This is a genomic window from Sphingomonas naphthae, from assembly GCF_028607085.1.
Classification (GTDB): Bacteria; Pseudomonadota; Alphaproteobacteria; order Sphingomonadales; family Sphingomonadaceae; genus Sphingomonas_Q; species Sphingomonas_Q naphthae.
In genome coordinates, this window is sequence record NZ_CP117411.1 from 2,460,923 (window position 1) to 2,481,312 (window position 20,390).

Here is a 20,390-nt window from a genome sequence, read left to right on the forward strand (position 1 = left end):
GGGAGTTCAAGGGTTTCGGTGGCGCTCCCCTCCCCTGAAGGGGAGGGGCTTTTATGCCCCCCGCCCCCGCTAGGCATCCGCGCACCCGCACCCTATCTTCCCCTCTGGCCCTCCGCACAGAACAGAAGTAGAACTGACTCCATGAGCCTGACCCACATTTCCGTGCGCGGCGCGCGCGAGCACAATCTGAAGGGCGTGGATGTCGAAATCCCGCGCGACAAGCTGGTCGTCATCACCGGCCTGTCCGGGTCGGGCAAGTCGAGCCTCGCCTTCGACACCATCTACGCCGAGGGCCAGCGCCGCTATGTCGAGAGCCTGTCGGCCTATGCGCGCCAGTTCCTGGAGCTGATGCAGAAGCCCAATGTCGAGCATATCGAGGGCCTCTCCCCCGCGATCTCGATCGAGCAGAAGACGACCAGCCGCAACCCGCGCTCGACCGTGGCGACCGTCACCGAAATCTACGATTACATGCGCCTGCTGTGGGCGCGGGTGGGCGTGCCTTATTCGCCCGCCACCGGCCTGCCGATCTCGGCGCAGACCGTGAGCCAGATGGTCGATCGGGTGATGGCGCTGCCGGAGGGCACGCGCTTCCTGCTGCTCGCCCCCGCCGTGCGCGGCCGCAAGGGCGAGTATAAGAAGGAGCTGGCCGAATGGCAGCGCGCCGGCTTCACCCGCGTGCGGATCGACGGCGAGATGGTCGAGATCGAGGAGGCCCCCGCGCTCGACAAGAAATACAAGCATGACATCGAGGTGGTGGTCGATCGCCTCGTCGTGCGGCCCGATATCGAGACGCGGCTGGCGCAGAGCTTCGAGACGGCGCTGAAGCTGGCCGAGGGGCTGGCCTATGTCGATCTGGTCGACGCGGTGGTGCCGGGCCGCGAGGCCGAAGTGGCCACCAAGGGCACCAGCAAGAAGGGCGCCGCCAAGGGATCGGCGGCGGCCGGCGTCGGCACGCTGCCGCCCAACCGCATCACATTTTCCGAGAAGTTCGCCTGCCCCGTCTCGGGCTTCACCATCGCCGAGATCGAGCCGCGCCTCTTCTCGTTCAACGCGCCGCAGGGCGCCTGCCCGGCGTGCGACGGCCTCGGCGAGAAGCTCTATTTCGATCCGCAGCTGGTGGTGCCCAACGAGCTTCTCTCGATCGAGAAGGGCGCGGTGGTGCCGTGGGCCAAGTCCAACCCGCCCAGCCCTTATTACATGCAGGTGCTGGCGAGCCTCGGCCGCGCGTTCGATTTCTCGCTCAAGACGCCGTGGCGCGAACTGACGCCCGAGCAGCAGGCCGTGGTGCTGAACGGCACCAAGGGGAAGGCGGTGACGCTCACCTTCATCGACGGCAAGAAGTCGTATCAGGTGAGCAAGGCCTTCGAGGGCGTGATCGGCAATCTCGATCGCCGCATGGCCTCCACCGAGAGCGCGTGGATGCGCGAGGAACTGGCCAAATATCAGTCCGCCGCGCCGTGCGAGGTGTGCGAGGGCGCGCGCCTGCGCCCCGAGGCGCGCGCGGTGAAGATCGCCGGCGAGGACATCTCCATCTCCACCCGCCGCGCGGTGGGGCCGGCGCTGGCCTTCTTCCGTGGCCTGCCCGATCACCTCACCGATCAGGGCCGCCAGATCGCGGCCCCGATCCTGAAGGAGATCGTCGAGCGGCTGGGCTTCCTCGACAATGTCGGGCTGGATTATCTCAACCTCGATCGCACGTCGGGCACGCTGTCTGGCGGCGAGAGCCAGCGCATCCGGCTGGCGAGCCAGATCGGCAGCGGCCTGTCGGGCGTGCTGTACGTGCTGGACGAACCCTCGATCGGCCTGCACCAGCGCGACAACGACATGCTACTGGTCACGCTCAAGCGGCTGCGTGACCTGGGCAACACCGTGATCGTCGTCGAGCATGACGAGGATGCGATCCGCACCGCCGACTGGGTGATCGACATGGGGCCGGGCGCCGGCGTCCATGGCGGCGAGATCGTCGCCGAGGGCACGCTGGAACAGGTGCTGGCCAATGAGAAAAGCCTGACCGCCGATTACCTCACCGGCCGCCGCGCCGTCGCGCTGCCCACCAAGCGGCGCAAGGGCAATGGCAAGAAGCTGACGGTGAAGGGGGCGACCGCCAACAACCTCAAGGGCGTCTCGGCGGCGATCCCGCTCGGCACCTTCACCTGCATCACCGGCGTGTCGGGATCGGGCAAGTCGAGCTTCACGATCGACACGCTCTATGCGGGCGCGGCGCGCGCGCTCAATGGCGCGCGGGTCGTGGCCGGCGCATGCGAGGCGATCACCGGGCTGGAGGCGCTCGACAAGGTGATCGACATCGATCAGTCGCCGATCGGCCGCACCCCGCGCTCCAACCCGGCCACCTACACCGGCGCCTTCACCCAGATCCGCGACTGGTTCGCCGGGCTGCCGGAATCGCTGGCGCGCGGCTACAAGCCGGGGCGGTTCAGCTTCAACGTGAAGGGCGGGCGCTGCGAGGCGTGCACCGGCGACGGCCTCCTCAAGATCGAGATGCACTTCCTGCCCGACGTCTATGTCACCTGCGACGTGTGCCATGGCGCGCGCTACAATCGCGAGACGCTGGAGGTGAAATTCAAGGGTCACTCCATCGCCGACGTGCTGGACATGACGGTCGAGGATGCGGTGGAATTCTTCAAGGCGGTGCCGCCGATCCGCGACAAGATGGCGATGCTGGCCGAAGTGGGTTTGGGCTACGTCAAGGTCGGCCAGCAGGCGACGACGCTTTCGGGTGGCGAGGCGCAGCGGGTGAAGCTGGCCAAGGAGCTGTCGCGCCGCGCCACCGGCAACACGCTCTATATCCTCGACGAGCCCACGACGGGCCTGCATTTCGAGGACGTGCGCAAGCTGCTCGAAGTGCTGCACGCGCTGGTCGAACAGGGCAATACGGTGGTGGTGATCGAACATAATCTGGAGGTCATCAAGACCGCCGACTGGCTGATCGACCTGGGGCCGGAGGGCGGCACCGGCGGCGGCGAGATCGTCGCCGAAGGCCCGCCCGAGACGGTAGCCAAGGTGGCGCGCAGCTATACGGGGAAGTATCTGGCGCCGCTGCTGGTGCAGAACGCGCGGGTCGCGGCGGAATAACCGCGACCCGCGAATATCCTGTCAGATGCCTGTGGCCACCAGATCCCGCACCTCGGGGTGGCGCTCCACATAGGCCGCCACGAAGGCGCAGGCCGGGCGGATCTTCAGCCCCCGCGCCCGCACGTCCGCCAGCGCGCCCTTCACCAGCCGGGAGGCGATGCCCTGCCCCTCCAGCGCCTCGGGCACCTCGGTGTGGGTGAAGGCCAGCACGTCGCCCTCAGGGCTGTAGGCGGCGATCGCCAGCCCGCCCGGCACCGCCAACTCGTAGCGTTGCGCGGTGGCGTTGTTGCGGACGGTATCGGTCATGGGATGGACTCCTTCGCGTCACCCAACGAAGTGTCGCAACGATGGTTCGATCTTCGCCGGACACAGCAAAACCCGCCGAAGGCGCTGGCCCCCGGCGGGTTTTGCAGGACAGGTCCGGCCGCATCAAGCGGCCGGGCGCCGGATCAGCCCTGGCGGGCCTTGAAGCGACGGTTGGTCTTGTTGATGACGTAGGTGCGACCGCGACGGCGGATCACGCGGTTGTCGCGATGGCGACCCTTCAGCGACTTGAGCGAATTGCGGATCTTCATGGCCGGGGCCTTGTTCCCAGATTTCAGGTTGTTCGAAAGAGGCGTCCCCCTATGCGGCGGGGGCAGGCGAGTCAACCTCCGGCCGCACGTTTCGGTCAGCTTGCGTGCAGCGAAAGAGGCCCAAGGCGCGTTGCTGCCCCTATGATCGGAGCCCTGCCCATGTTCGCCCGCCCCCTGTTGATCCGCGCCACCCTCGCTCTGCCCCTGCTCGCCCTCGCCGCCTGCGCCACCGCGCCGGATACGCGGGTGACCCGATTCCATCTCAACCAGCCGATCGCGCCCGCCGCCATCTCGATCGAGGCGCGCGACCCGGCGCTCGCGAATCTCGAATATGAAACCTATGCCGGCGCGGTGAACGGCGAACTGGCGCGCAACGGCTTCACCCCGGCGCCGCGCGGCACGGCCGAGCTGGTCGCGGTGGTGGACGTGCAGCGCCAATATTCGGCCGGGCCGATCAAGCCCCCGCCCTTCTCGATCGGCATCGGCGGCGGCACTTTCGGCCGCAACGTGGGCGTCGGCGGTGGCGTCACCCTGCCCGTGGGCAAGGCGCGCGCCACCGAACTGGTGCAGACCAATCTGGCGGTGCAGATCAAGCGTCGATCCGACAATACGGTCATCTGGGAAGGCCGCGCCGTCACCCAGGCCAAGGGCGGGACCGAGCAGGCCGCCGCCGCCAACGCCGCCCCCAAACTCGCCGCCGCTCTGTTTGGGGGCTTCCCCGGAGAGTCGGGCAGGACCATAAGCGTCAAATGACCAGCCATATCTCGGCCGCGTTCGACAGCGGCAACATCCAGGTGGTCGCCGCCGACGGCGACCGGTTCGACCTCCAGATCGTGACCGATCATCTGTCGGACTTCTATCAATGGTTCCACTTCCGCCTGACCGGCGCGGCCGGCCGGGCGGTGACCCTGCGGATCATCAACGCCGCCAAATCGGCCTATCCCGATGGCTGGCCGGGCTATAGCGCGCGCATCTCCTCCGACCGCGAGGAATGGCTGACGACGCCGACCCGCTATGCCGACGGCGTGCTGACGATCGAGGTGACGCCCGACAGCGACAATCTGTGGGTCGCCTATTTCGCGCCTTATTCGATGGAGCGGCACCACGATCTGATCGCCGAGATTTCGAGCCGGCCGGGGGTGCGCTATCGCACGCTGGGGCGCACGCTGGACGGACAGGAGATGGATTGCCTCGATCTGGGCGAAGGGCCGCTCCAGGTGTGGCTCTACGCCCGCCAGCATCCCGGCGAGACGATGGCCGAATATTGGATGGAAGGCGCGCTGGAGCGGCTGACCGACCCGCACGACCCCGTCGCCCGCGCGCTGCTGAAGGCGGCCACCTTCCACGTCGTGCCCAACATGAACCCGGACGGGTCGCGGCGCGGCCATCTGCGCACCAACGCGGCCGGCGTGAACCTCAACCGCGAATGGCACGCCCCCACGGCCGACAGGAGCCCCGAGGTGCTGTGCGTGCGCGATGCGATGGACGAGACCGGCGTGGACTTCGCGATGGATGTCCACGGCGACGAGGCCATCCCCTACGTGTTCCTCGCGGGCTTCGAGGGCATCCCCTCGTGGACGGAGCGGCAGGGGCGGCTCTACAAACTGTACGGCACGACGCTGGCGGCGGTGACACCCGATTTCCAGACGCGCCACGGCTATGCCACGGCGGCGCCCGGCAAGGCCAACCTCACCATGTCCACCAACCAGCTCGCCGAACGCTTCGGCGCGGTGGCGATGACGTTGGAAATGCCCTTCAAGGACAATGACGACCTGCCCGACCCCGATTACGGCTGGTCGGCGGATCGATCCGCCCGGCTGGGCGCGGACTGCATGGGGGCGCTGTATCAGATCATCGGGGAGCTGGCGGCGAAGTAGGGCAGCTTGCCAATCACCCTTTCGATGTTACATGTAACTGACATCGAAGGAGCGATGGCATGGCCATGCCGATCAGTCAGCGGGTTCAAAAGCGGCGCGATGCGATGCGCGCGGCGGGCCTGCGCCCTATTCAGATATGGGTGCCGGATACCCGGCGCGAAGGCTTCACCGAGGAATGCCGGCGGCAGGCGCGAATGGTCGCCATGGCCGATGCGGCGGATCGCGACCTGACCGACTTTCTCGATGAGGCGCTGCTCGATCTCGAGCGGGACGCGTGAGGCGCGGCGACATCGTCACGATCGCGACGCCCGGCGACTTCGGCAAGCCACGGCCGGCGCTCATCATCCAGTCGGATCAGTTCGAGACCGGCACGATCACCGTTCTGCTCGTTACAAGCACCCTGCTGGACGCGCCGCTGTTACGGCCGAGCATTCAGCCGTCGCCCGAGAATGGACTGCGAAAGCCCTCTCAGGTGATGATCGACAAGCCCATGAGCATCAGACGCGATCGGATCGGCGATGTCTTCGGGCGGCTCGATGCGGAAACGATGCTCGCCGTCACCCGCGCGCTGGCGGTGTTTCTGGGCATAGCCTGACCCTGAACCAAAACGGCCTCCCCACATTGCGTGGGGAGGCCGTTTTGCTGTCGGTCGATCGCTTGGCCGACCGGCCGAAATTACATCCCCGCGCCGGGCATACCGGGCATGCCGGCCGGCATCGGCTGGAAACCGATCAGGCCGACATCGAACACCAGCACCGAATTGGCGGGGATCGGGCCGGCGGCGCGGTCGCCGTAGCCGAGGGCCGGCGGGATCCAGAAGCGATACTTCCCGTCCGCCTGCATCAGCTGCAGCGCCTCGGAGAAGCCGGGGATGACACCGGACACGGGCATCGGCACCGGCCCGCCATTCTTGGCGGACGAATCGAATGTCTCGCCGCTGACGAGCTTGCCGTCATAGGTAATCAGCGCCACGTCGCCAGCGGTCGGCTTCGGCCCCTTGCCGGGCTTCAGCACTTCATATTGCAGGCCGGAGGCGGTGGTGACGACACCGCTCCGCTTGCCGTTTTCCGCCAGAAAGTCGGCCGGAGTCTGCGCCATGGCGACCGCCTTGGACGTGCTGGTCCAGGCGGCGGCCAGGGCCAGAAGCAAGGTGATCGCGATACCCACCCACAGCATCGGCAGCACGCCCTTCTTGATCGGGCGCAGCGGAACGGCGGTCACTTCGGACATGGGGTACTCGCGATGGAGAGCAGGAAAAACGTGGTGCTACAGCGCCTTACCGGGCGCCGTCACGCTCCGCCCGCTTGCGCTCCAGCTTGCGGGCGCGGCGCACGGCGGCAGCCCGCTCACGAGCGCGCTTCTCCGAGGGCTTCTCGTAATGGCGACGCAGCTTCATCTCGCGATACACGCCCTCGCGCTGCAGCTTCTTCTTGAGCGCGCGAAGGGCCTGATCGACATTATTGTCGCGAACGATGATCTGCATGAACCGTCACACTCCAGCTTCATTATCGTGGGTCGCGGGGGCGGGCTTGCGGCATCCGCACCCGATCCTTCGACCCGAAAACAGTGAATCGCCACGGGAACATCCCGTGACGCGAAGCGGCGCCGATAGCAGCGACGGGCCGAACCTTCAACCCCGCATGGCCGCTACGCGCGCTCTTTCAAACACCGCCGCGCCGCCCTATCGCCTTGGCGCATGACCAGTTTCACCGTCAACGGCATGCCGCTGCACTACAAGCTCGACATGCACACGCCGCTGCTGTGGGCGCTGCGCGACGCATCGAACCTCACCGGCACCAAATATGGCTGCGGCACCGGCCAGTGCGGCGCCTGCACCGTGCATATCGACGGCGTGGCGCAGCGTTCCTGTCAGGTGCCGATCGGATCGATCGAGGGCACGTTCGTCACCACGATCGAGGGGCTGTCGGGCGATCGCAGCCATCCGGTGCAGCAGGCGTGGGCGGAGGAGAATGTGCCGCAATGCGGCTATTGCCAGTCGGGCATGATCATGGCGGCGGCGGCCTTGCTGGCAAAGGTGAAGGATCCCACCGACGACGAGATCGATCAGGCGATCACCAACCTGTGCCGCTGCGGGACCTACCCCCGCGTCCGCCGCGCGATCCACGCCGCCGCGCGCGCCATGGTGGAGCAGCAGGCGATCGCGTCGGCCCCGCCGCCGGGGATCGATCCGGCCGACGCGGCGCAGGCGGTGCCGGCGCTGGTGGCGCCAGTGGAGAAGAAGTGAAGGCCTGACGCACCCCCGCTCCGTCATTGCGAGCGTAATCCTTTCGCCTTGCTGACAGGTGGGTTCAGCCGCTTTTCACCGCGACACGGCCATAAGCATCCCGTGCGGTGGCGAATGGGCCACCGTCTCTGGAGACCATGAGTCGATGTTGAGGATCGCCACCACCGCTTTGCTTCTGGCGGCCGCCGCCACCCCGGCGATCGCCGCCGCGCAGGAGCCCGACCGCAGCTACGGCCGCCCCGGCCGCGAGGCGCCCAACCCCGGTCAGCAACGCGCCACCTTCCGCGACAACGGCGGACAGCGCTCCGACGCGGCCGACGCCCGCCGAGAGTTTCGCCAGACTCAGCGCCCGGAAACGATCGGCGAACGCGGGCCGCGCCCGGACGTGCGCGCCGATACGCCACCGGCGCAGGTCCGTCAGGATCGGCAGGAATTGCGCGGGGATCGTCGTGATATCCGCGATGACCGGCGCGACATCCGCAACGATCGACGCGACATCCGAGACGACCGGCGCGATGATCGCCGCGACTGGCGCGATGACCGGCGGGACGATCGCCGGTACGACAATCGCGGCTGGGACAATCGTGGCGGCTGGAACGGCAATGATCGCGGCGCACAGTGGAACAACCGCTGGCGGGACGATCGCCGCTACGACTGGCAGGGCTATCGCACCGCCAATCGCAACATCTATCGCCTGCCGCGTTATTATGCGCCACGCGGCTATGCCTATCGCCGCTGGTCGGTCGGCTATCGCTTCGACCCGTGGGCCTATGATCGCAGCTACTGGATCAACGATCCGTACCAGTATCGCCTGCCCCCGGCCTACGGCTCCTATCGCTGGGTGCGCTATTATGACGACGTCGCGCTGGTCGATATCAGCACGGGCCTGATCGCGGACGTGCTGTACAGCTTCTTCCTGCGCTAAACGCCTGACACGACTCAAGTAATGTGGCCCCGGACCTTTGCGGTTCGGGGCCGTTTTTCTTTTCCGACAAAAATATTTCGATCCTGAAACCTGTCGCGAAGCTGACCGTTGGGTTCCGCGTCGGTTCAGGCCGAATCACCTAGACCCGTCTTCGTCGCAGGCCATTCTTCGACGAGACGAACGGCCTGCCGCCATTGAGTATGGAGATGGACGATGCGTAAGTTTCTCACCTTTGGCCTGATCGCCGCCGCCATGGTGCCCACGTTGGCTCAGGCCCAGACGCGCGAGTTGCGCGACGGTCGCCAGGATATCCGCCAGGAGCAGCGCGACGTGAACCGCGCGATCCGCAACGGCGCCCCCGGCCATGTCGTGCGCGACCAGCAGCGTGACGTGCGCGAAGCCCGCCGCGAATATCGCGAGGACTGGCGCGACTATCGCCGCAGCAACCGCAACGTCTATCACCGCCCCGCCTATGTCGGTCCGCGCGGCTATGCCTATCGCCCGGTCGCCGTCGGCTATCGCTTCGCCCCGACCTATTATGGCCGCAACTATTGGGTGAGCGACTGGCAGCGCTACCGCCTGTCGGCGCCGGGCCGCAACCAGCAGTGGATCCGCTACGGCAATGATGTCGTGCTGGTGGACGTCCGCAACGGCCGGACGATCGCGGTGAACAACAGCTTCTTCTGGTAAGAGGCGCGGGCCGAGGCCTGAAGGATGCCCCCGGAGCGACGCTCCGGGGGTTTCTTTGTGTGTGGAAACGATCCTCCCCGTGCCGTGGAGGAACTGAAATTCACCCCAGCTTGCCGAAAGGCAGCAGGCTCCGTGCCTGCTTGCGGGCCAGCGCGCCGTTGCCCTCGACGATTGCGGGCAGGATGATCTGGGCGGCGCGCTTCATCACCCGATCGATGCCGGTCGGCGCGGGCGCCTTGAGCGCGGCCTCGGCCAGCTGGCGGGTGCGCAGCAGATCATTGTCGTCGGCGCGGATGTGCAGAAGCGCGGCGGCGCCGAGGATGAAGGCGCGATCGCGGCCGAGTGCCACGGCCTTGTCCAGTTCCGCCTCGCCGATCGCCTTCTTGGCGCCCAGCGCCGCGCCCGCGATGAGGCCGCCCAGCTGATCGACCGAATCGAGATGCCAGGTCGCCACCGCGAGATGATATTCCGGGTTGCGCGGATCGGCCTTGAGCAGCCCCTCGAAGATGGCGCGCGACAATTTGGCGTCGCCCGCGCTCTTGGTGAGCTTGGCGCGATAGCCGATCGCCACGCCGCGCTGAAGGACGGCCTCCTTGTCGGCCGGGTTGGCGGCGATGAGCGCGTCGGCCTGTTTGATCGCCGCGTCGATCTCGGCCGTGGCCTGCTTCTTGTCGGTGACGAGGAAGGCGGTGCGGGCGATATCCTCGCGCAGCGTATCCGCCATCGCCGGGCTGGCGGCCAGCAGCGACAGACAGGAACCGATCAGCAACCAACGACGCGGCATTATCACGATACTCCGGCGGCAGGCTCAGGCGCGGGCGAGAGCGTCCGCGATCAGGGTGCGGCTGTTGGGAACGCCCAGCAGGCGGATAAAGCTCCCCATGCGGGGGCCCTGCGCGGTGCCCAGCAATGTTTCGTAGAGCGCCTTGAACCAGTCGCGCAGCGGATCGAAGCCCGCCGCCTTGCCCGCCTCATACACTTCGTTCTGGATGGTCTCGGCATCCGCCTCGTCCGGCAGCGCCGCGATGCGCGCGTCGAGATCGGCCAGCGCCGCCGCCTCGCGAGGATCGGGCGCGCGGCGGACGAGCGTGGGGGCGATCACGTCGCGATGATAGGCCAGCGCGTGGCCGACGAGGGCGTCGAGCGCCGGATACCGCTCCGGGCTGGCATCCGGCACATAATTGCCGAGATAGCCCCAGATCACCGACCGGTCCGCCTCGCCCAGCACGCCCACCAGATTGAGCAGCAGGCCGAAACTCACCGGCAGCGCCTCGCCCGGCACCTTGGCGTCGTGGATATGGTGCACCGGATTGCCGAGCCGCTTGGCCACATCCTGCGCCGGCCATTCGACCCGGCTCTGCCAATAATCGTCGATCGCGCGCGGGATCACGCCCATGTGGAGTTGCTTGGCGCGCTTGGGCTCGCGATAGGCGAAATAGGCCAGGCTCTCGGGCGGGCCGTAGGTCAGCCATTGCTCCAGCGACAGGCCATTGCCCTTCGACTTGGAGATTTTCTCGCCCTTTTCGTCGAGGAACATCTCGTAGTTGAAGCCCTCGGGCGGCTTGCCGCCGAGGACGCGGGCGATCTTGGAGGACTGGATCACCGAATCGATCAGATCCTTGCCCGCCATCTCGTAATCGACATCGAGCGCGACCCAGCGCATCGCCCAATCGACCTTCCATTGCAGCTTGGATGCGCCCGACAGCGCCGAGGTGGTAATCTCCTCGCCATCGGCCGGATCGACGTAGCGGATCAGCCCCGCCTCGGCATCGACCACGGTGACCGGCACCTGGAGGACGATGCCCGACTTCGGCGAGATCGGCAGGACGGGCGAATAGCTCTGGCGCCGATCCTCTCGCAGCGTCGGCAGCATGACGTCCATGATCGCCTGATAGCGGCGAAGCACCTGCCGCAAGGTCTCGTCGAACACGCCCGCCCGATAGCGTTCGGTGGAGGAGACGAATTCATAGTCGAAGCCGAAGCGATCGAGGAAGTCGCGCAGCATCGCATTGTTATGCGCGGCGAAACTGTCGTGCGTGCCGAACGGATCGGGGATGCTGGTCAGCGGCTTCCCCAGATATTCGGCCAGCATATCCTTGTTCGGCACATTGTCCGGCACCTTGCGCAGGCCGTCCATGTCGTCCGAAAAGGCCACCAGCCGCGTCGGTATGTCGGACAGCGCGTGGAAGGCGTTGCGGACCATCGTGGTGCGCAGCACTTCGTTGAAGGTGCCGATGTGCGGCAGGCCCGAGGGGCCGTAGCCGGTCTCGAACAGCACATGGCCCTTGGCCGGCGCGCCATCCGGATATCGCTTGAGGAGCTTGCGCGCCTCTTCATAGGGCCAGGCCTTACTCGCCAGGGCGGCGGCGCGGAGTTCGGGGGAAATTTCGGTCATCATGCCTTGGCTATCTATCGTCGGCCGCCGCCTTAGAGCATGATGACGCTCCTGTGAAACCTCCGGGACACGGCCATGGCGCAAGAAGTGATCGCCCCCACCGCCACGCTGCCCGCGATGCGCCGGCTGGACCGCACGCCCGAGCGGCTGCTGTACGAAACGCGCGCGGGGCTGGGCGCGCTACCGTCAGGGATCGGCGTGATGGCACTGACGATCGCGCCGCAGATCCTGGCACTGGGCTTCCTCTTCTGGGCGATCTGGTGGCCGGAGCCCGTCACGCGGACGAGCAGGATCTTCGCCTGGGGATGCAGCGCGCTGCTGGTGGCGCTGGTGCTGGGCGTCGCGGGGCTGCTGATGCGCCGCTACCGGGGCTTCGTCACCGCCGTCCTCCGCGCGCCCTTCACCCGCATCCGCGTGACCGACCAGCGCGTGCAATGGCTGCTGCCATGGACGCCGACGCCGCTGATGGAGATCGGCCGCCACCGCATCCTGGGCGGGCTGCTCGGCCCGGTCGACGCCAAGGGGCGCGGCAATGCGGCGATGGTGCTGGTCGACGGCGATCCGGCGGCGGACATCGACGGGAATATCCACTTCGATCGCCTGCCCCACGCCGAGCGATTCGTGGCGGCGCTGAGCGGCTGACACCGGGCGGGCGATAGACCCATCCGTCGCCCCGGCGCAGGCCGGGGCCTCAGGCGATCGCACGATCCGATAGGGGAGCCACGCGTCCAGATCGACCGACCCACACATCGCCCGAGGCCCCGGCCTGCGCCGGGGCGACGGGTTGGGCCGGCATTCCTCCCAGTACGGGCGGAGTTTGCTTCTACCGCAACCCGATCATCTTGTGGCTCTGGAGCGACAGCCGCCACTTCGGGTGACCGGCGATGAACTTGATGCAAGCCTCGCGCGCGTCGTTGCGGGAGGGGCCGTCGAGCGGCTGGACGAGGTAATGGTCGAAATCCCAGCCCTCCAGTTCCTTGAAATTGATCCCCGTCTGCGGCCAGACCAGCTTCAGTTCCTGGCCCGACTTCTGCACGATCGTCGTGCCCGATTTGGGGCTGACGCAGATCCAGTCGATCCCCGGCGGCGCCGCGATCGTGCCGTTGGTCTCGATCGCGATCGTGATGCCCCGCGCATGTATCGCCTCGATCAGCGCGCTATCGAGCTGGAGCAGCGGCTCGCCGCCGGTGATGACGACCAGGGGCTCGCCGCCCTCTTCCTCGATCCACTTGCCCCATTGCCCGGCGATCGCGTCGGCCAGCGCGTCGGCGGTGGGGTAGCGGCCGCCCAGATCGCCGTCCATCCCGACGAAATCGGTATCGCAGAAGGTGCATTGGGCGTCGGCGCGATCCTCCTCGCGGCCCGACCACAGGTTGCAGCCGGCGAAGCGGCAAAATACGGCGCGGCGCCCCGTCTGGAGCCCCTCCCCCTGCAACGTCAGGAAAATCTCCTTGACCGCATAGCCCGCCATCAGCCGATCACCGGCGCGGCGCCCGCATAGCGGGTGGGGTCGGGCAGGCCCGCCTCGACGAAGCCCTTGGCGCGCAGGCGGCAGGCGTCGCATTGGCCACAGGCGGCGCCGTCCGTGGGATCGTAGCAGGACCAGCTCATCCCCGCGTCCAGCCCCAGCCGGTCGGCCTCCAGCGCGATCTGCGCCTTGGTCATGTGGAGCAAGGGCGTGACGATGCGGAAGCCTTCGCCCTCGACGCCCTTGCGGGTCGCCAGATCGGCGAGCGCCTGGAAGCCTTCGATGAATTCCGGCCGGCAATCGGGATAGCCCGAATAATCGAGCGCGTTGACGCCGATCGCGATCGTCTGCGCGCCACACGCCTCGGCGAAGCCCAGCGCCAGCGACAGGAAGATGGTGTTGCGCGCCGGCACATAGGTGCTGGGAATGCCCTCGCCGACGCCCTCCTTCGGCACGGCGATGTCGCTCGTCAGCGCCGATCCGCCGAAGCGGCGCAGATCAAGCGGCAGATCGATCTGGCGTTCGATGCCGAGGGCGATGGCGATGCGGTGGGCGGCGGTCAGCTCGATCGCGTGGCGCTGGTTGTAATCGATCGTCAGCGCGAACACGCGATAGCCCGCCTCGCGCATCAGCGCCGCGACGACCATCGAATCGAGCCCTCCCGACAGGAGGACGACGGCGGCGGCGCCAGGCGTGGCGGGGGGGATGATGTGCGAGGACATGGCGCGCGCCCTTAGCGCAGATCGGTGGCGAAGGGCCACCGTTCACAAGAAAACGGGCCGCTTCCGGGAAGGAAGCGGCCCAGTCTGGGCTGCTCGGGCCCACTAGGGAGGGGGCAACCCACCGGGAAGCCTTGATCCCCTGATAACCGAGTCGGGGTAAACAGGGGCTTAACGCGCATCGACCCGCTCCAGATCGTCGGCGCGGATCGAGAAGCGCCGCGCGCAGAATTCGCAGTCGACATGGATCAGCCCGGCCTCGTCCGCCATCTCGCCGCGCTCCTCGGGCGGGAAGCGGGCGATGACCGACTGGATGTGATCGGGATTGCAGCGGCACCCCTTGGCGAGCGGCGTCGTGCCCAGGGTGCGGACCTCGTCCTCCTCGTTGAACAACCGCCACACGAGGCGGTCGAGCGCCAGCGTCTCATCGGTCAATTCGGCCGGTGCCACCGTCTGGCCGAGCGCCGCGACATGCTCCCATTCGGGATGGTCGAGCCGCGTGTGGAGCCGCTCGCGCCCTTCCTCGCCCTCGGGCAGATGCTGGATCAGTATGCCGCCCGCGATATGGCCCGCCGCGCCGCGATCCTCGACCGCGATGCGGACGAGGCTGGGGATCTGCTCAGACTGCGCGAAATAGCTCTCCGCCGCCGCCGCGAGCGAAGCGCCCTCCAGCGGCACGATCCCCTGATAGCGTTCGCCGGTCACCGCCTGATCGAAGGTGATCGCCAGATAGCCCTTGCCGAACAAAGCGAACAGCGAGGGCGCGACCGGCATCTCGGCCAGCCGTTCGGCATCGTAGCGCACATACCCGCGCACCACGCCGCCCTTGTAGTCGGCGACGAGCAGATCGATCACCCCGCCCTCGGTCTGCGCCTGCAAGGTGAGTTGCCCGGCGGCATCCTTCAGCGTCGCGCCGAACAGCCCGGCCAGCACCACCGCTTCGGCCAGCACCCGCTCGATCGCCGGCGGATAGCCATGCGCGCCGAGGATCGCATCCAGCGCCGGCCCGACGCGCACGATCCGCCCGCGCGCATGGCGCTCGGGAATGACGAAGCCGAGGGCGATATCGATGGCGGCGCTGGTCTCGCCGGAAGTGTCGGTCATGCCCCCCATGTCGGGATGGACGGGCGGAATGTCCAGATGGCGAAGGTGCGCGCGGGAAGCGCCCGTGCTACGATATGGCGATGAACGGTGCGCCCACCCGGATCGACGTAATTGCCGAGATGGAGGCGGATGCACGCGCCGAGGACGACATTCGCGCCGGGCGGACCGTTCGCCATGCCGATGTCGTAGAGTGGCTACGCACTTGGGGCACATGCGACGAAGGCCCGTTCCCATTCGATCGCGCTATACCCCGTTCGTCCTGAGCGTAGTCGAAGGACGTGCAACGGGACGCACCGTTTGGGGCACGCCCTTCGACTATGCTCAGGGCGAACGGGTAAAGTGCGGCTGCGTGGCTGCGTGGCCCCGCGACTAGCTCAGCCCAGCTTGCCCAGCGCCCACAGCAGCACCGATTTCTGCGCGTGAAGGCGGTTCTCCGCCTCGTCCCAGATGGCGGACTGGGGGCCGTCGATCACCGCGTCCACCACTTCCTCGCCGCGATGGGCGGGCAGGCAGTGGAGGAAGGTGGCGTCGGGCGCGGCGCCGGCCATCAGCGCGGTGGTCACCTGATAGGGCGCCATCGCCGCCAGTTTCTCCTCGGCGTGGAGCTGGCCCATCGAGATCCAGGTGTCGGTGACGACCACGTCGGCATCGGCCACCGCGATCGCGGGATCGCGGGTGAGCGTCACCGTCGCGCCGCGCTGGGTGGCGGCGCCGACGGCGGCCATGTCGGGATCGTAACCCTCGGGGCAGGCGGCGCGCACCTCGAAGCCCATCAGGCTGCCCGCCTCGATGATCGAGTGGAGCACATTGTTGCCGTCGCCCAGCCACGCCCACTTCGTGCCGACGAGTTTCGCGCGATGCTCGATCACGGTCAGCATGTCGGCCATGATCTGGCAGGGGTGCGACCAGTCGGTCAGGCCATTGATGATCGGCACGGTGGCGTGCTGCGCCATCTCGACCACCTTGGCGTGATCGTCGGTACGGATCATGATCGCGTCGACGTAGCGCGAGAGGACGCGCGCGGTATCGGCGATGCTCTCGCCGCGCCCGAGCTGCATCGATCCGGCGTCCATCACGATCGTGGTGCCGCCCAGCTGGCGCATCGCCATGTCGAACGACACGCGGGTACGGGTCGAATTCTTCTCGAAGATCATCGCCAGCGTGTGGCCGGCGAGCGGCGCGTCCGGGTCGGCGCCGCCCCTGGGCAGATGCCTGCGCGCCGCCTTGCGGTCCGCCGCGTCGTTCAGCATCGCCGCGATCGCGGCGGGGCCGGCGTCGTCCAGGTCGAGGAAGTGGCGGATCATGCCGCGTCCCCCACCGGATAGTCACGCGCGCCCGCCGAGAGCTTCTCGGCGAATTCGGCGATATGGCTGTCCTCGATGTTGAGCGGCGGCATCACCCGCACGACATTCTCGCCGGCCGACACGGTCAGCAGGCCGTGATTGTCGCGCAGGTGCGCCACGAACGCCCGCGCCTCGGCGGTGGGCTTCAGCTTCAGGCCCAGCATCAGGCCCTTGCCGCGCACGCTGTCGAACAGATGGTCGTGGTTGGGGATCAGCTGCTCCAGCGTCTGGCGCAGCCGGTCGCCCATGCGGCGGACGTTCGCCAGGAAGGGCTCGTTCACCACCTCCTCGAAGATGGTGAGGCCGACCGCCATGGCGAGCGCGTTGCCGCCATAGGTGGAGCCGTGCGTACCCGCGACCATGCCCTTGGCGGCCTCCTCGGTGGCGAGGCAGGCGCCCAGCGGGAAGCCGCCGCCGATGCCCTTGGCCACCGCCATGATGTCCGGCGAGACGCCATAATGTTCATGCGCGAAGAAGGCGCCGGTGCGGGCATAGCCGCACTGGACCTCGTCGAGGATCAGCAGCAGCCCGCGCTCGTCGCACAGCTTGCGCAGGCCGGTCATGAACTCCTGCGTGGCGGGGGTGACGCCGCCCTCGCCCTGCACCGTCTCGACCATGAAGCCGGCGGCGTCGGGCCGGTCGCTGGCGCGATCGGCGGCCTCCAGATCGTTGAAGGCGACCGTCTCGAAGCCCGGCAGCAAGGGCTCATACCCGTCGCGCATCTTGGGCTGGTTGGTGGCCGAGATCGCCCCCAGCGTCCGCCCGTGGAAGGCGTTGGCGAAGGTGACGATATGGTGCCGGTGCGGCTCGCCATTGGCATAATGATAGCGCCGCGCGACCTTGATCGCGCATTCGACCGCCTCGGTGCCCGAATTGGTGAAGAAGACCGTATCGGCGAAGGTGGATGCCACCAGTTTCTCGGCGAGCTGCTCCTGCAACGGCGCGCCGTAGAGGTTGGAGACATGCATCAGGGTGGCCGCCTGATCCGCGATCGTCTTGACCAGTTTCGGATGGGCATGGCCCAGGATGTTGACCGCGATGCCGCTCGCGAAATCGAGATATTTCTCGCCGCGCTCGCCCCAGAGATAGGCGCCTTCGCCTCGCACCGGGCGCACGTCACACCGTGGATAGACGGGCATGAGTGGCGCGATGGTCATCGAAACTACCCCTTCAGAATGGCTTGCGTGGAAAACGGCTCCGGAAACGCAAAAAGGCGGCCAACCCGGCCGCCCTTTCGGAAGCGCGCCTATACGGGCGCGCGAAACGAGCGTCAATCAGGCGATCAGGCGCGCAGCTTCCACCCGCTGACGAGCAGGCGATAGCAGAGGAAACCCAGCACGAGGTTCACGCCCAGCAGCGCCAGCGCCCCCGTCATCAGCGGCGAATCGCTGGTGCCGAGGAAGCCGTAGCGGAAGCCGGAGATGACGTAGAAGAAGGGATTGAGGTGGCTCGCCGTGCGGAAGGCGCCGTGGAGCGCATCGACCGAATAGAAGGTGCCCGACAGCAGCGACATGGGCTGCACGATGAAATTGGTGATCGCGGCGGCATGATCGAACTTGTCCGCCCAGATCGAGGTGAGCGTGCCGAGGAAGGCCAGCAGCAGCGACCCCATCAGCCCGAACCACAGCACCGCCAGCGGCTCCCGCACGGTGACGTGCACGCCCGGCAGCAGCGCCATCACGCCCCACACCGCCAGCCCCACGCACAGCGCCCGCGTCACCGCCGAGCCCACCAGCGCCACCATCAATTCCAGGTTGGAAATGGGCGGCATCAGATAATCGACGATCGTGCCCTGCATCTTGCCGGCCAGGAAGGTGAAGCTGGAATGGGCGAAGGCCGCGTTCATCATCGCCATGATGATCATGCCCGGCGCTATGAAATCGGCGAAGGGATGGCCCAGCACCATCCGCTTGCCACTGCCCAGCGCGACGGTGAAAACGACGAGCAGCAACAGCGAGGTGAAGGCCGGCGCCCACACCGTTTGCAGTTGCACCTTGAAGAAACGCCGCACCTCCTTCACATAGAGGGCCTGCATTCCGCCCCAGTTGACGAACGGGATCACCGGCTCGCCGGGGGCTGAATGTGGCGACGTGCCTGGCGCTCGATCGTTGGGGGTGCTCATGCGAGCCCGCCTATCGGCTGCGACGGCGACGGGCAAGACAGACGCGAATTCAAGGATCGAATCTCTCCATGGCGTGGACCGACGAACGGATCGAACAGCTCCGCAAGCTCTGGGAACAGGGCATGACGGCAAGCCAGATCGCCGAGGAACTGGGCGGCGTGAGCCGCAACGCGGTGATCGGCAAGGCGCATCGCCTGAACCTCCAGTCGCGCCCCTCGCCGGTGAAGGCCGCCGAGCAGGCCGCCGAGGCCGCGGCCCCGGCGCCCGAGCCGACCCCGGCGCCGCCCGCTCCGCCCCCGCCGGTGGTGGCCGCCCCGGTCGAGCGCCCGGCCCCCGTGGCCCCGCCGGTCGCCGCCCCGATCGAGCGCCCCGCGCCCGTGGAGCGCGCGGCCGAGCCGAGCAGCGTGCCCACCGGCGCGCCCGCCCCGATCACCCCGCCGACGACCACACCGCAGCCGATGATCCGCTCGATCGGCCCCGGCGGCTTCCAGCGCCAGACGCCGGGCGAACAGCAGTCGCCGATCCCGCCGGCCCCGCCGCGCCGCCTGGTGCCGGCCAAGCCCTCCGCCGACATGGCCGACAAGACGAGCCTGCTCGAGCTGAACGACCGCATCTGCAAATGGCCGCTGGGCCATCCGGGCGAGGCGGATTTCCACTTCTGCGGCAATCCGGTGAACCCCGGCTTCCCTTATTGCCTCGATCATTGCTCGGTCGCCTATCAGGCGCAGCTGCCGCGCCGCGATCGTCGCCCCCCGCCGCCGCTGCCGTTCGGGGGTCCGCGAGTCCGCTGATCCGCGAGTGGCGGGTATCCATCCGCTACGCTGGCTGCTGTCGCCCCTGTGGGCGGCGGCGCTGGCGACCGGCGCCAAGAGTTTCGTCGACAATCCGCTGATCGGATCGAAGCGGCTCAACGCCGCCGGTCTTCACGCCGCGCGCGTACGACTGGCGCATCGCATGGCGTGGTGGCGTCGCGCGAAGCTGGCGAAGCTGATCGCGCCCGAACAGGCCGAGGCGTTCGCCCGCGACGGCTTCGTCGTGGTGCCCGATTTCCTCTCGGCCCCGCGCTTCGCCAGATTGCGCGACGGCATCGCCGCCCAGCGCCTGCCCGCGCGCGAGATGCAGCAGGGCGACGCCATCACCCGCCGCATCGCGGTCGATCCGCCGGTGATGGACGTGCTGCCCGAATTGCGCGCCCTGCTCCGCGATCCGCGCTGGCGCGGCCTCAATCGCTATGTCGGCAGCTACGACAGCGAGCCGCGCGTCTATATCCAGACGATCCTGGCGGGCCATTATGACGCGCCGCCCGACCCCCAACTCCACCTCCACGCCGATACCTTCCACCCGACGGTGAAGGCGTGGCTGTTCCTGACCGACGTGGCCGAGGACGAGGGTCCGCTGACCTATGTGGCCGGTTCGCACCGCATCACGCCCGAGCGGCTGGCGTGGGAGGCCGAGCGCAGCCGGACGGTGCTGGAGACGGGCGACCGCCTATCCCAGCGCGGATCGCTGCGGATCGAGCCCGAAGAGCTGCCCGCGCTCGGCCTGCCCCCCGCGACCCGCTTCGCGGTATCGGCCAATACGCTGGTGGTGGCCGATACCAGCGGCTTCCACGCGCGCGGCGCATCGGTGCGGCCCTCCACCCGCGTGGAGATCTGGGCCTATGGCCGCCGCAACCCCTTCCTGCCGTGGACAGGCCTCGACCTGCTCTCGGCCCCGCTCGTCGCGCACCGCCGGGGGGCGTGGTACGGTCGCGCGCTCGATCGGTTGCAGCGCTGGGGTCTGGCGGGACAACCCTGGCGCGACGTGGGCAAGAAATTCGCGGCCGAGCGGTAGG

24 protein-coding genes are annotated in these 20,390 nt (G+C 67.8%); 11 read left to right on the forward strand and 13 right to left on the reverse strand.

All coding sequences use genetic code 11. The annotated features are described in order from the left end of the window. The first annotated feature begins 141 nt into the window (after positions 1-141). Positions 142-3,093 (forward strand): excinuclease ABC subunit UvrA, encoded by a 2,952-nt coding sequence (gene uvrA, locus PQ455_RS11845; RefSeq protein WP_273686287.1) that lies wholly within the window; start codon positions 142-144, stop codon positions 3,091-3,093. Positions 3,094-3,114: 21 nt separating this feature from the next. Here the strand turns inward: uvrA and PQ455_RS11850 are convergent, their stop codons facing one another. Continuing rightward, on the reverse strand, positions 3,115-3,399 hold the full coding sequence (locus PQ455_RS11850) for a GNAT family N-acetyltransferase (protein ID WP_273686288.1): 285 nt from the start codon (positions 3,397-3,399) through the stop codon (positions 3,115-3,117). 143 nt (positions 3,400-3,542) lie between these two features. Further along, the gene (ykgO, locus tag PQ455_RS11855; RefSeq protein WP_004210176.1) at positions 3,543-3,668 is read right to left on the reverse strand and encodes a type B 50S ribosomal protein L36; all 126 of its coding nucleotides are present in this window, start codon (positions 3,666-3,668) and stop codon (positions 3,543-3,545) included. Positions 3,669-3,827: 159 nt separating this feature from the next. Between ykgO and PQ455_RS11860 the strand changes: the two genes are divergently transcribed. From PQ455_RS11860 to PQ455_RS11875, 4 genes are read left to right on the forward strand one after another with little or no spacing between them, the layout of a single operon-like run. Then, on the forward strand, positions 3,828-4,421 hold the full coding sequence (locus tag PQ455_RS11860; protein WP_273686291.1) for a DUF4136 domain-containing protein: 594 nt from the start codon (positions 3,828-3,830) through the stop codon (positions 4,419-4,421). Next, complete coding sequence (locus PQ455_RS11865) at positions 4,418-5,545, forward strand: M14 family metallopeptidase (protein ID WP_273686292.1); 1,128 nt, start codon at positions 4,418-4,420, stop codon at positions 5,543-5,545. The genes PQ455_RS11860 and PQ455_RS11865 overlap by 4 nt, the downstream gene beginning before the upstream one ends. Positions 5,546-5,604: 59 nt before the next feature. Next, positions 5,605-5,823 (forward strand): antitoxin MazE family protein, encoded by a 219-nt coding sequence (locus tag PQ455_RS11870; RefSeq protein WP_273686293.1) that lies wholly within the window; start codon positions 5,605-5,607, stop codon positions 5,821-5,823. After that, positions 5,820-6,140, forward strand: coding sequence for a type II toxin-antitoxin system PemK/MazF family toxin (locus PQ455_RS11875; protein ID WP_273686294.1), 321 nt, complete (start codon positions 5,820-5,822; stop codon positions 6,138-6,140). The genes PQ455_RS11870 and PQ455_RS11875 overlap by 4 nt, the downstream gene beginning before the upstream one ends. 80 nt (positions 6,141-6,220) lie before the next feature. Here the strand turns inward: PQ455_RS11875 and PQ455_RS11880 are convergent, their stop codons facing one another. Next, positions 6,221-6,775 (reverse strand): FKBP-type peptidyl-prolyl cis-trans isomerase, encoded by a 555-nt coding sequence (locus PQ455_RS11880; protein ID WP_273686295.1) that lies wholly within the window; start codon positions 6,773-6,775, stop codon positions 6,221-6,223. Between the two features lie 46 nt (positions 6,776-6,821). Further along, entirely contained in the window at positions 6,822-7,028 is a 207-nt protein-coding gene (rpsU, locus tag PQ455_RS11885) for a 30S ribosomal protein S21 (protein WP_007404630.1), read from the reverse strand. A gap of 213 nt (positions 7,029-7,241) precedes the next feature. On the opposite strand from rpsU, the gene PQ455_RS11890 reads away from it, so the two are divergent. The 3 genes from PQ455_RS11890 (at position 7,242) to PQ455_RS11900 (ending at position 9,405) form a co-directional block, all read left to right on the forward strand. After that, positions 7,242-7,790 carry a (2Fe-2S)-binding protein gene (locus tag PQ455_RS11890; RefSeq protein WP_273686296.1) on the forward strand — a complete coding sequence of 183 codons (549 nt, stop codon included), beginning with the start codon at positions 7,242-7,244 and terminating at the stop codon, positions 7,788-7,790. A gap of 148 nt (positions 7,791-7,938) precedes the next feature. Beyond that, entirely contained in the window at positions 7,939-8,715 is a 777-nt protein-coding gene (locus tag PQ455_RS11895; RefSeq protein WP_273686297.1) for an RcnB family protein, read from the forward strand. Between the two features lie 213 nt (positions 8,716-8,928). Then, on the forward strand, positions 8,929-9,405 hold the full coding sequence (locus PQ455_RS11900; protein ID WP_273686298.1) for an RcnB family protein: 477 nt from the start codon (positions 8,929-8,931) through the stop codon (positions 9,403-9,405). Positions 9,406-9,505: 100 nt separating this feature from the next. Here the strand turns inward: PQ455_RS11900 and PQ455_RS11905 are convergent, their stop codons facing one another. Together PQ455_RS11905 and PQ455_RS11910 are read right to left on the reverse strand one after the other, a co-directional pair. After that, positions 9,506-10,189 (reverse strand): hypothetical protein, encoded by a 684-nt coding sequence (locus PQ455_RS11905; RefSeq protein ID WP_273686299.1) that lies wholly within the window; start codon positions 10,187-10,189, stop codon positions 9,506-9,508. A 24-nt stretch (positions 10,190-10,213) separates the two neighbouring features. Beyond that, a complete protein-coding gene (locus PQ455_RS11910; RefSeq protein ID WP_273686300.1) occupies positions 10,214-11,800 on the reverse strand; it encodes a lysine--tRNA ligase in 1,587 nt (528 codons plus the stop codon). 75 nt (positions 11,801-11,875) lie between these two features. Between PQ455_RS11910 and PQ455_RS11915 the strand changes: the two genes are divergently transcribed. Next, positions 11,876-12,442: a hypothetical protein gene (locus PQ455_RS11915; RefSeq protein WP_273686301.1), complete on the forward strand. Its 567-nt coding sequence runs from the start codon at positions 11,876-11,878 to the stop codon at positions 12,440-12,442. Between the two features lie 181 nt (positions 12,443-12,623). Here PQ455_RS11915 and queE read toward each other — a convergent pair whose 3' ends face one another. The 7 genes from queE to PQ455_RS11950 all read right to left on the reverse strand — a co-directional run bounded on the left by queE (position 12,624) and on the right by PQ455_RS11950 (position 18,556). Next, a complete protein-coding gene (queE, locus tag PQ455_RS11920; RefSeq protein ID WP_273686302.1) occupies positions 12,624-13,271 on the reverse strand; it encodes a 7-carboxy-7-deazaguanine synthase in 648 nt (215 codons plus the stop codon). Continuing rightward, positions 13,271-13,990: a 7-cyano-7-deazaguanine synthase QueC gene (queC, locus tag PQ455_RS11925; RefSeq protein ID WP_273686303.1), complete on the reverse strand. Its 720-nt coding sequence runs from the start codon at positions 13,988-13,990 to the stop codon at positions 13,271-13,273. The genes queE and queC overlap by 1 nt, the downstream gene beginning before the upstream one ends. Positions 13,991-14,158: 168 nt before the next feature. After that, positions 14,159-15,091: an Hsp33 family molecular chaperone HslO gene (gene hslO, locus PQ455_RS11930; protein WP_273686304.1), complete on the reverse strand. Its 933-nt coding sequence runs from the start codon at positions 15,089-15,091 to the stop codon at positions 14,159-14,161. Then, a complete protein-coding gene (locus PQ455_RS11935) occupies positions 15,088-15,267 on the reverse strand; it encodes a hypothetical protein (protein WP_273686305.1) in 180 nt (59 codons plus the stop codon). The genes hslO and PQ455_RS11935 overlap by 4 nt, the downstream gene beginning before the upstream one ends. Positions 15,268-15,465: 198 nt before the next feature. Next, entirely contained in the window at positions 15,466-16,395 is a 930-nt protein-coding gene (gene argF / locus PQ455_RS11940; RefSeq protein ID WP_273686306.1) for an ornithine carbamoyltransferase, read from the reverse strand. Further along, the gene (locus PQ455_RS11945) at positions 16,392-17,591 is read right to left on the reverse strand and encodes an aspartate aminotransferase family protein (protein ID WP_273686307.1); all 1,200 of its coding nucleotides are present in this window, start codon (positions 17,589-17,591) and stop codon (positions 16,392-16,394) included. Before PQ455_RS11945 ends, argF begins: the two co-directional genes overlap by 4 nt. Before the next feature lie 125 nt (positions 17,592-17,716). Continuing rightward, positions 17,717-18,556 carry an ABC transporter permease gene (locus PQ455_RS11950; protein WP_273686308.1) on the reverse strand — a complete coding sequence of 280 codons (840 nt, stop codon included), beginning with the start codon at positions 18,554-18,556 and terminating at the stop codon, positions 17,717-17,719. Between the two features lie 68 nt (positions 18,557-18,624). Between PQ455_RS11950 and PQ455_RS11955 the strand changes: the two genes are divergently transcribed. Next, complete coding sequence (locus tag PQ455_RS11955) at positions 18,625-19,347, forward strand: GcrA family cell cycle regulator (protein ID WP_273686309.1); 723 nt, start codon at positions 18,625-18,627, stop codon at positions 19,345-19,347. A gap of 16 nt (positions 19,348-19,363) precedes the next feature. Further along, positions 19,364-20,389, forward strand: a complete 1,026-nt coding sequence (locus tag PQ455_RS11960) for a phytanoyl-CoA dioxygenase family protein (protein WP_420542873.1) — start codon at positions 19,364-19,366, stop codon at positions 20,387-20,389. Position 20,390 lies beyond the last annotated feature (1 nt).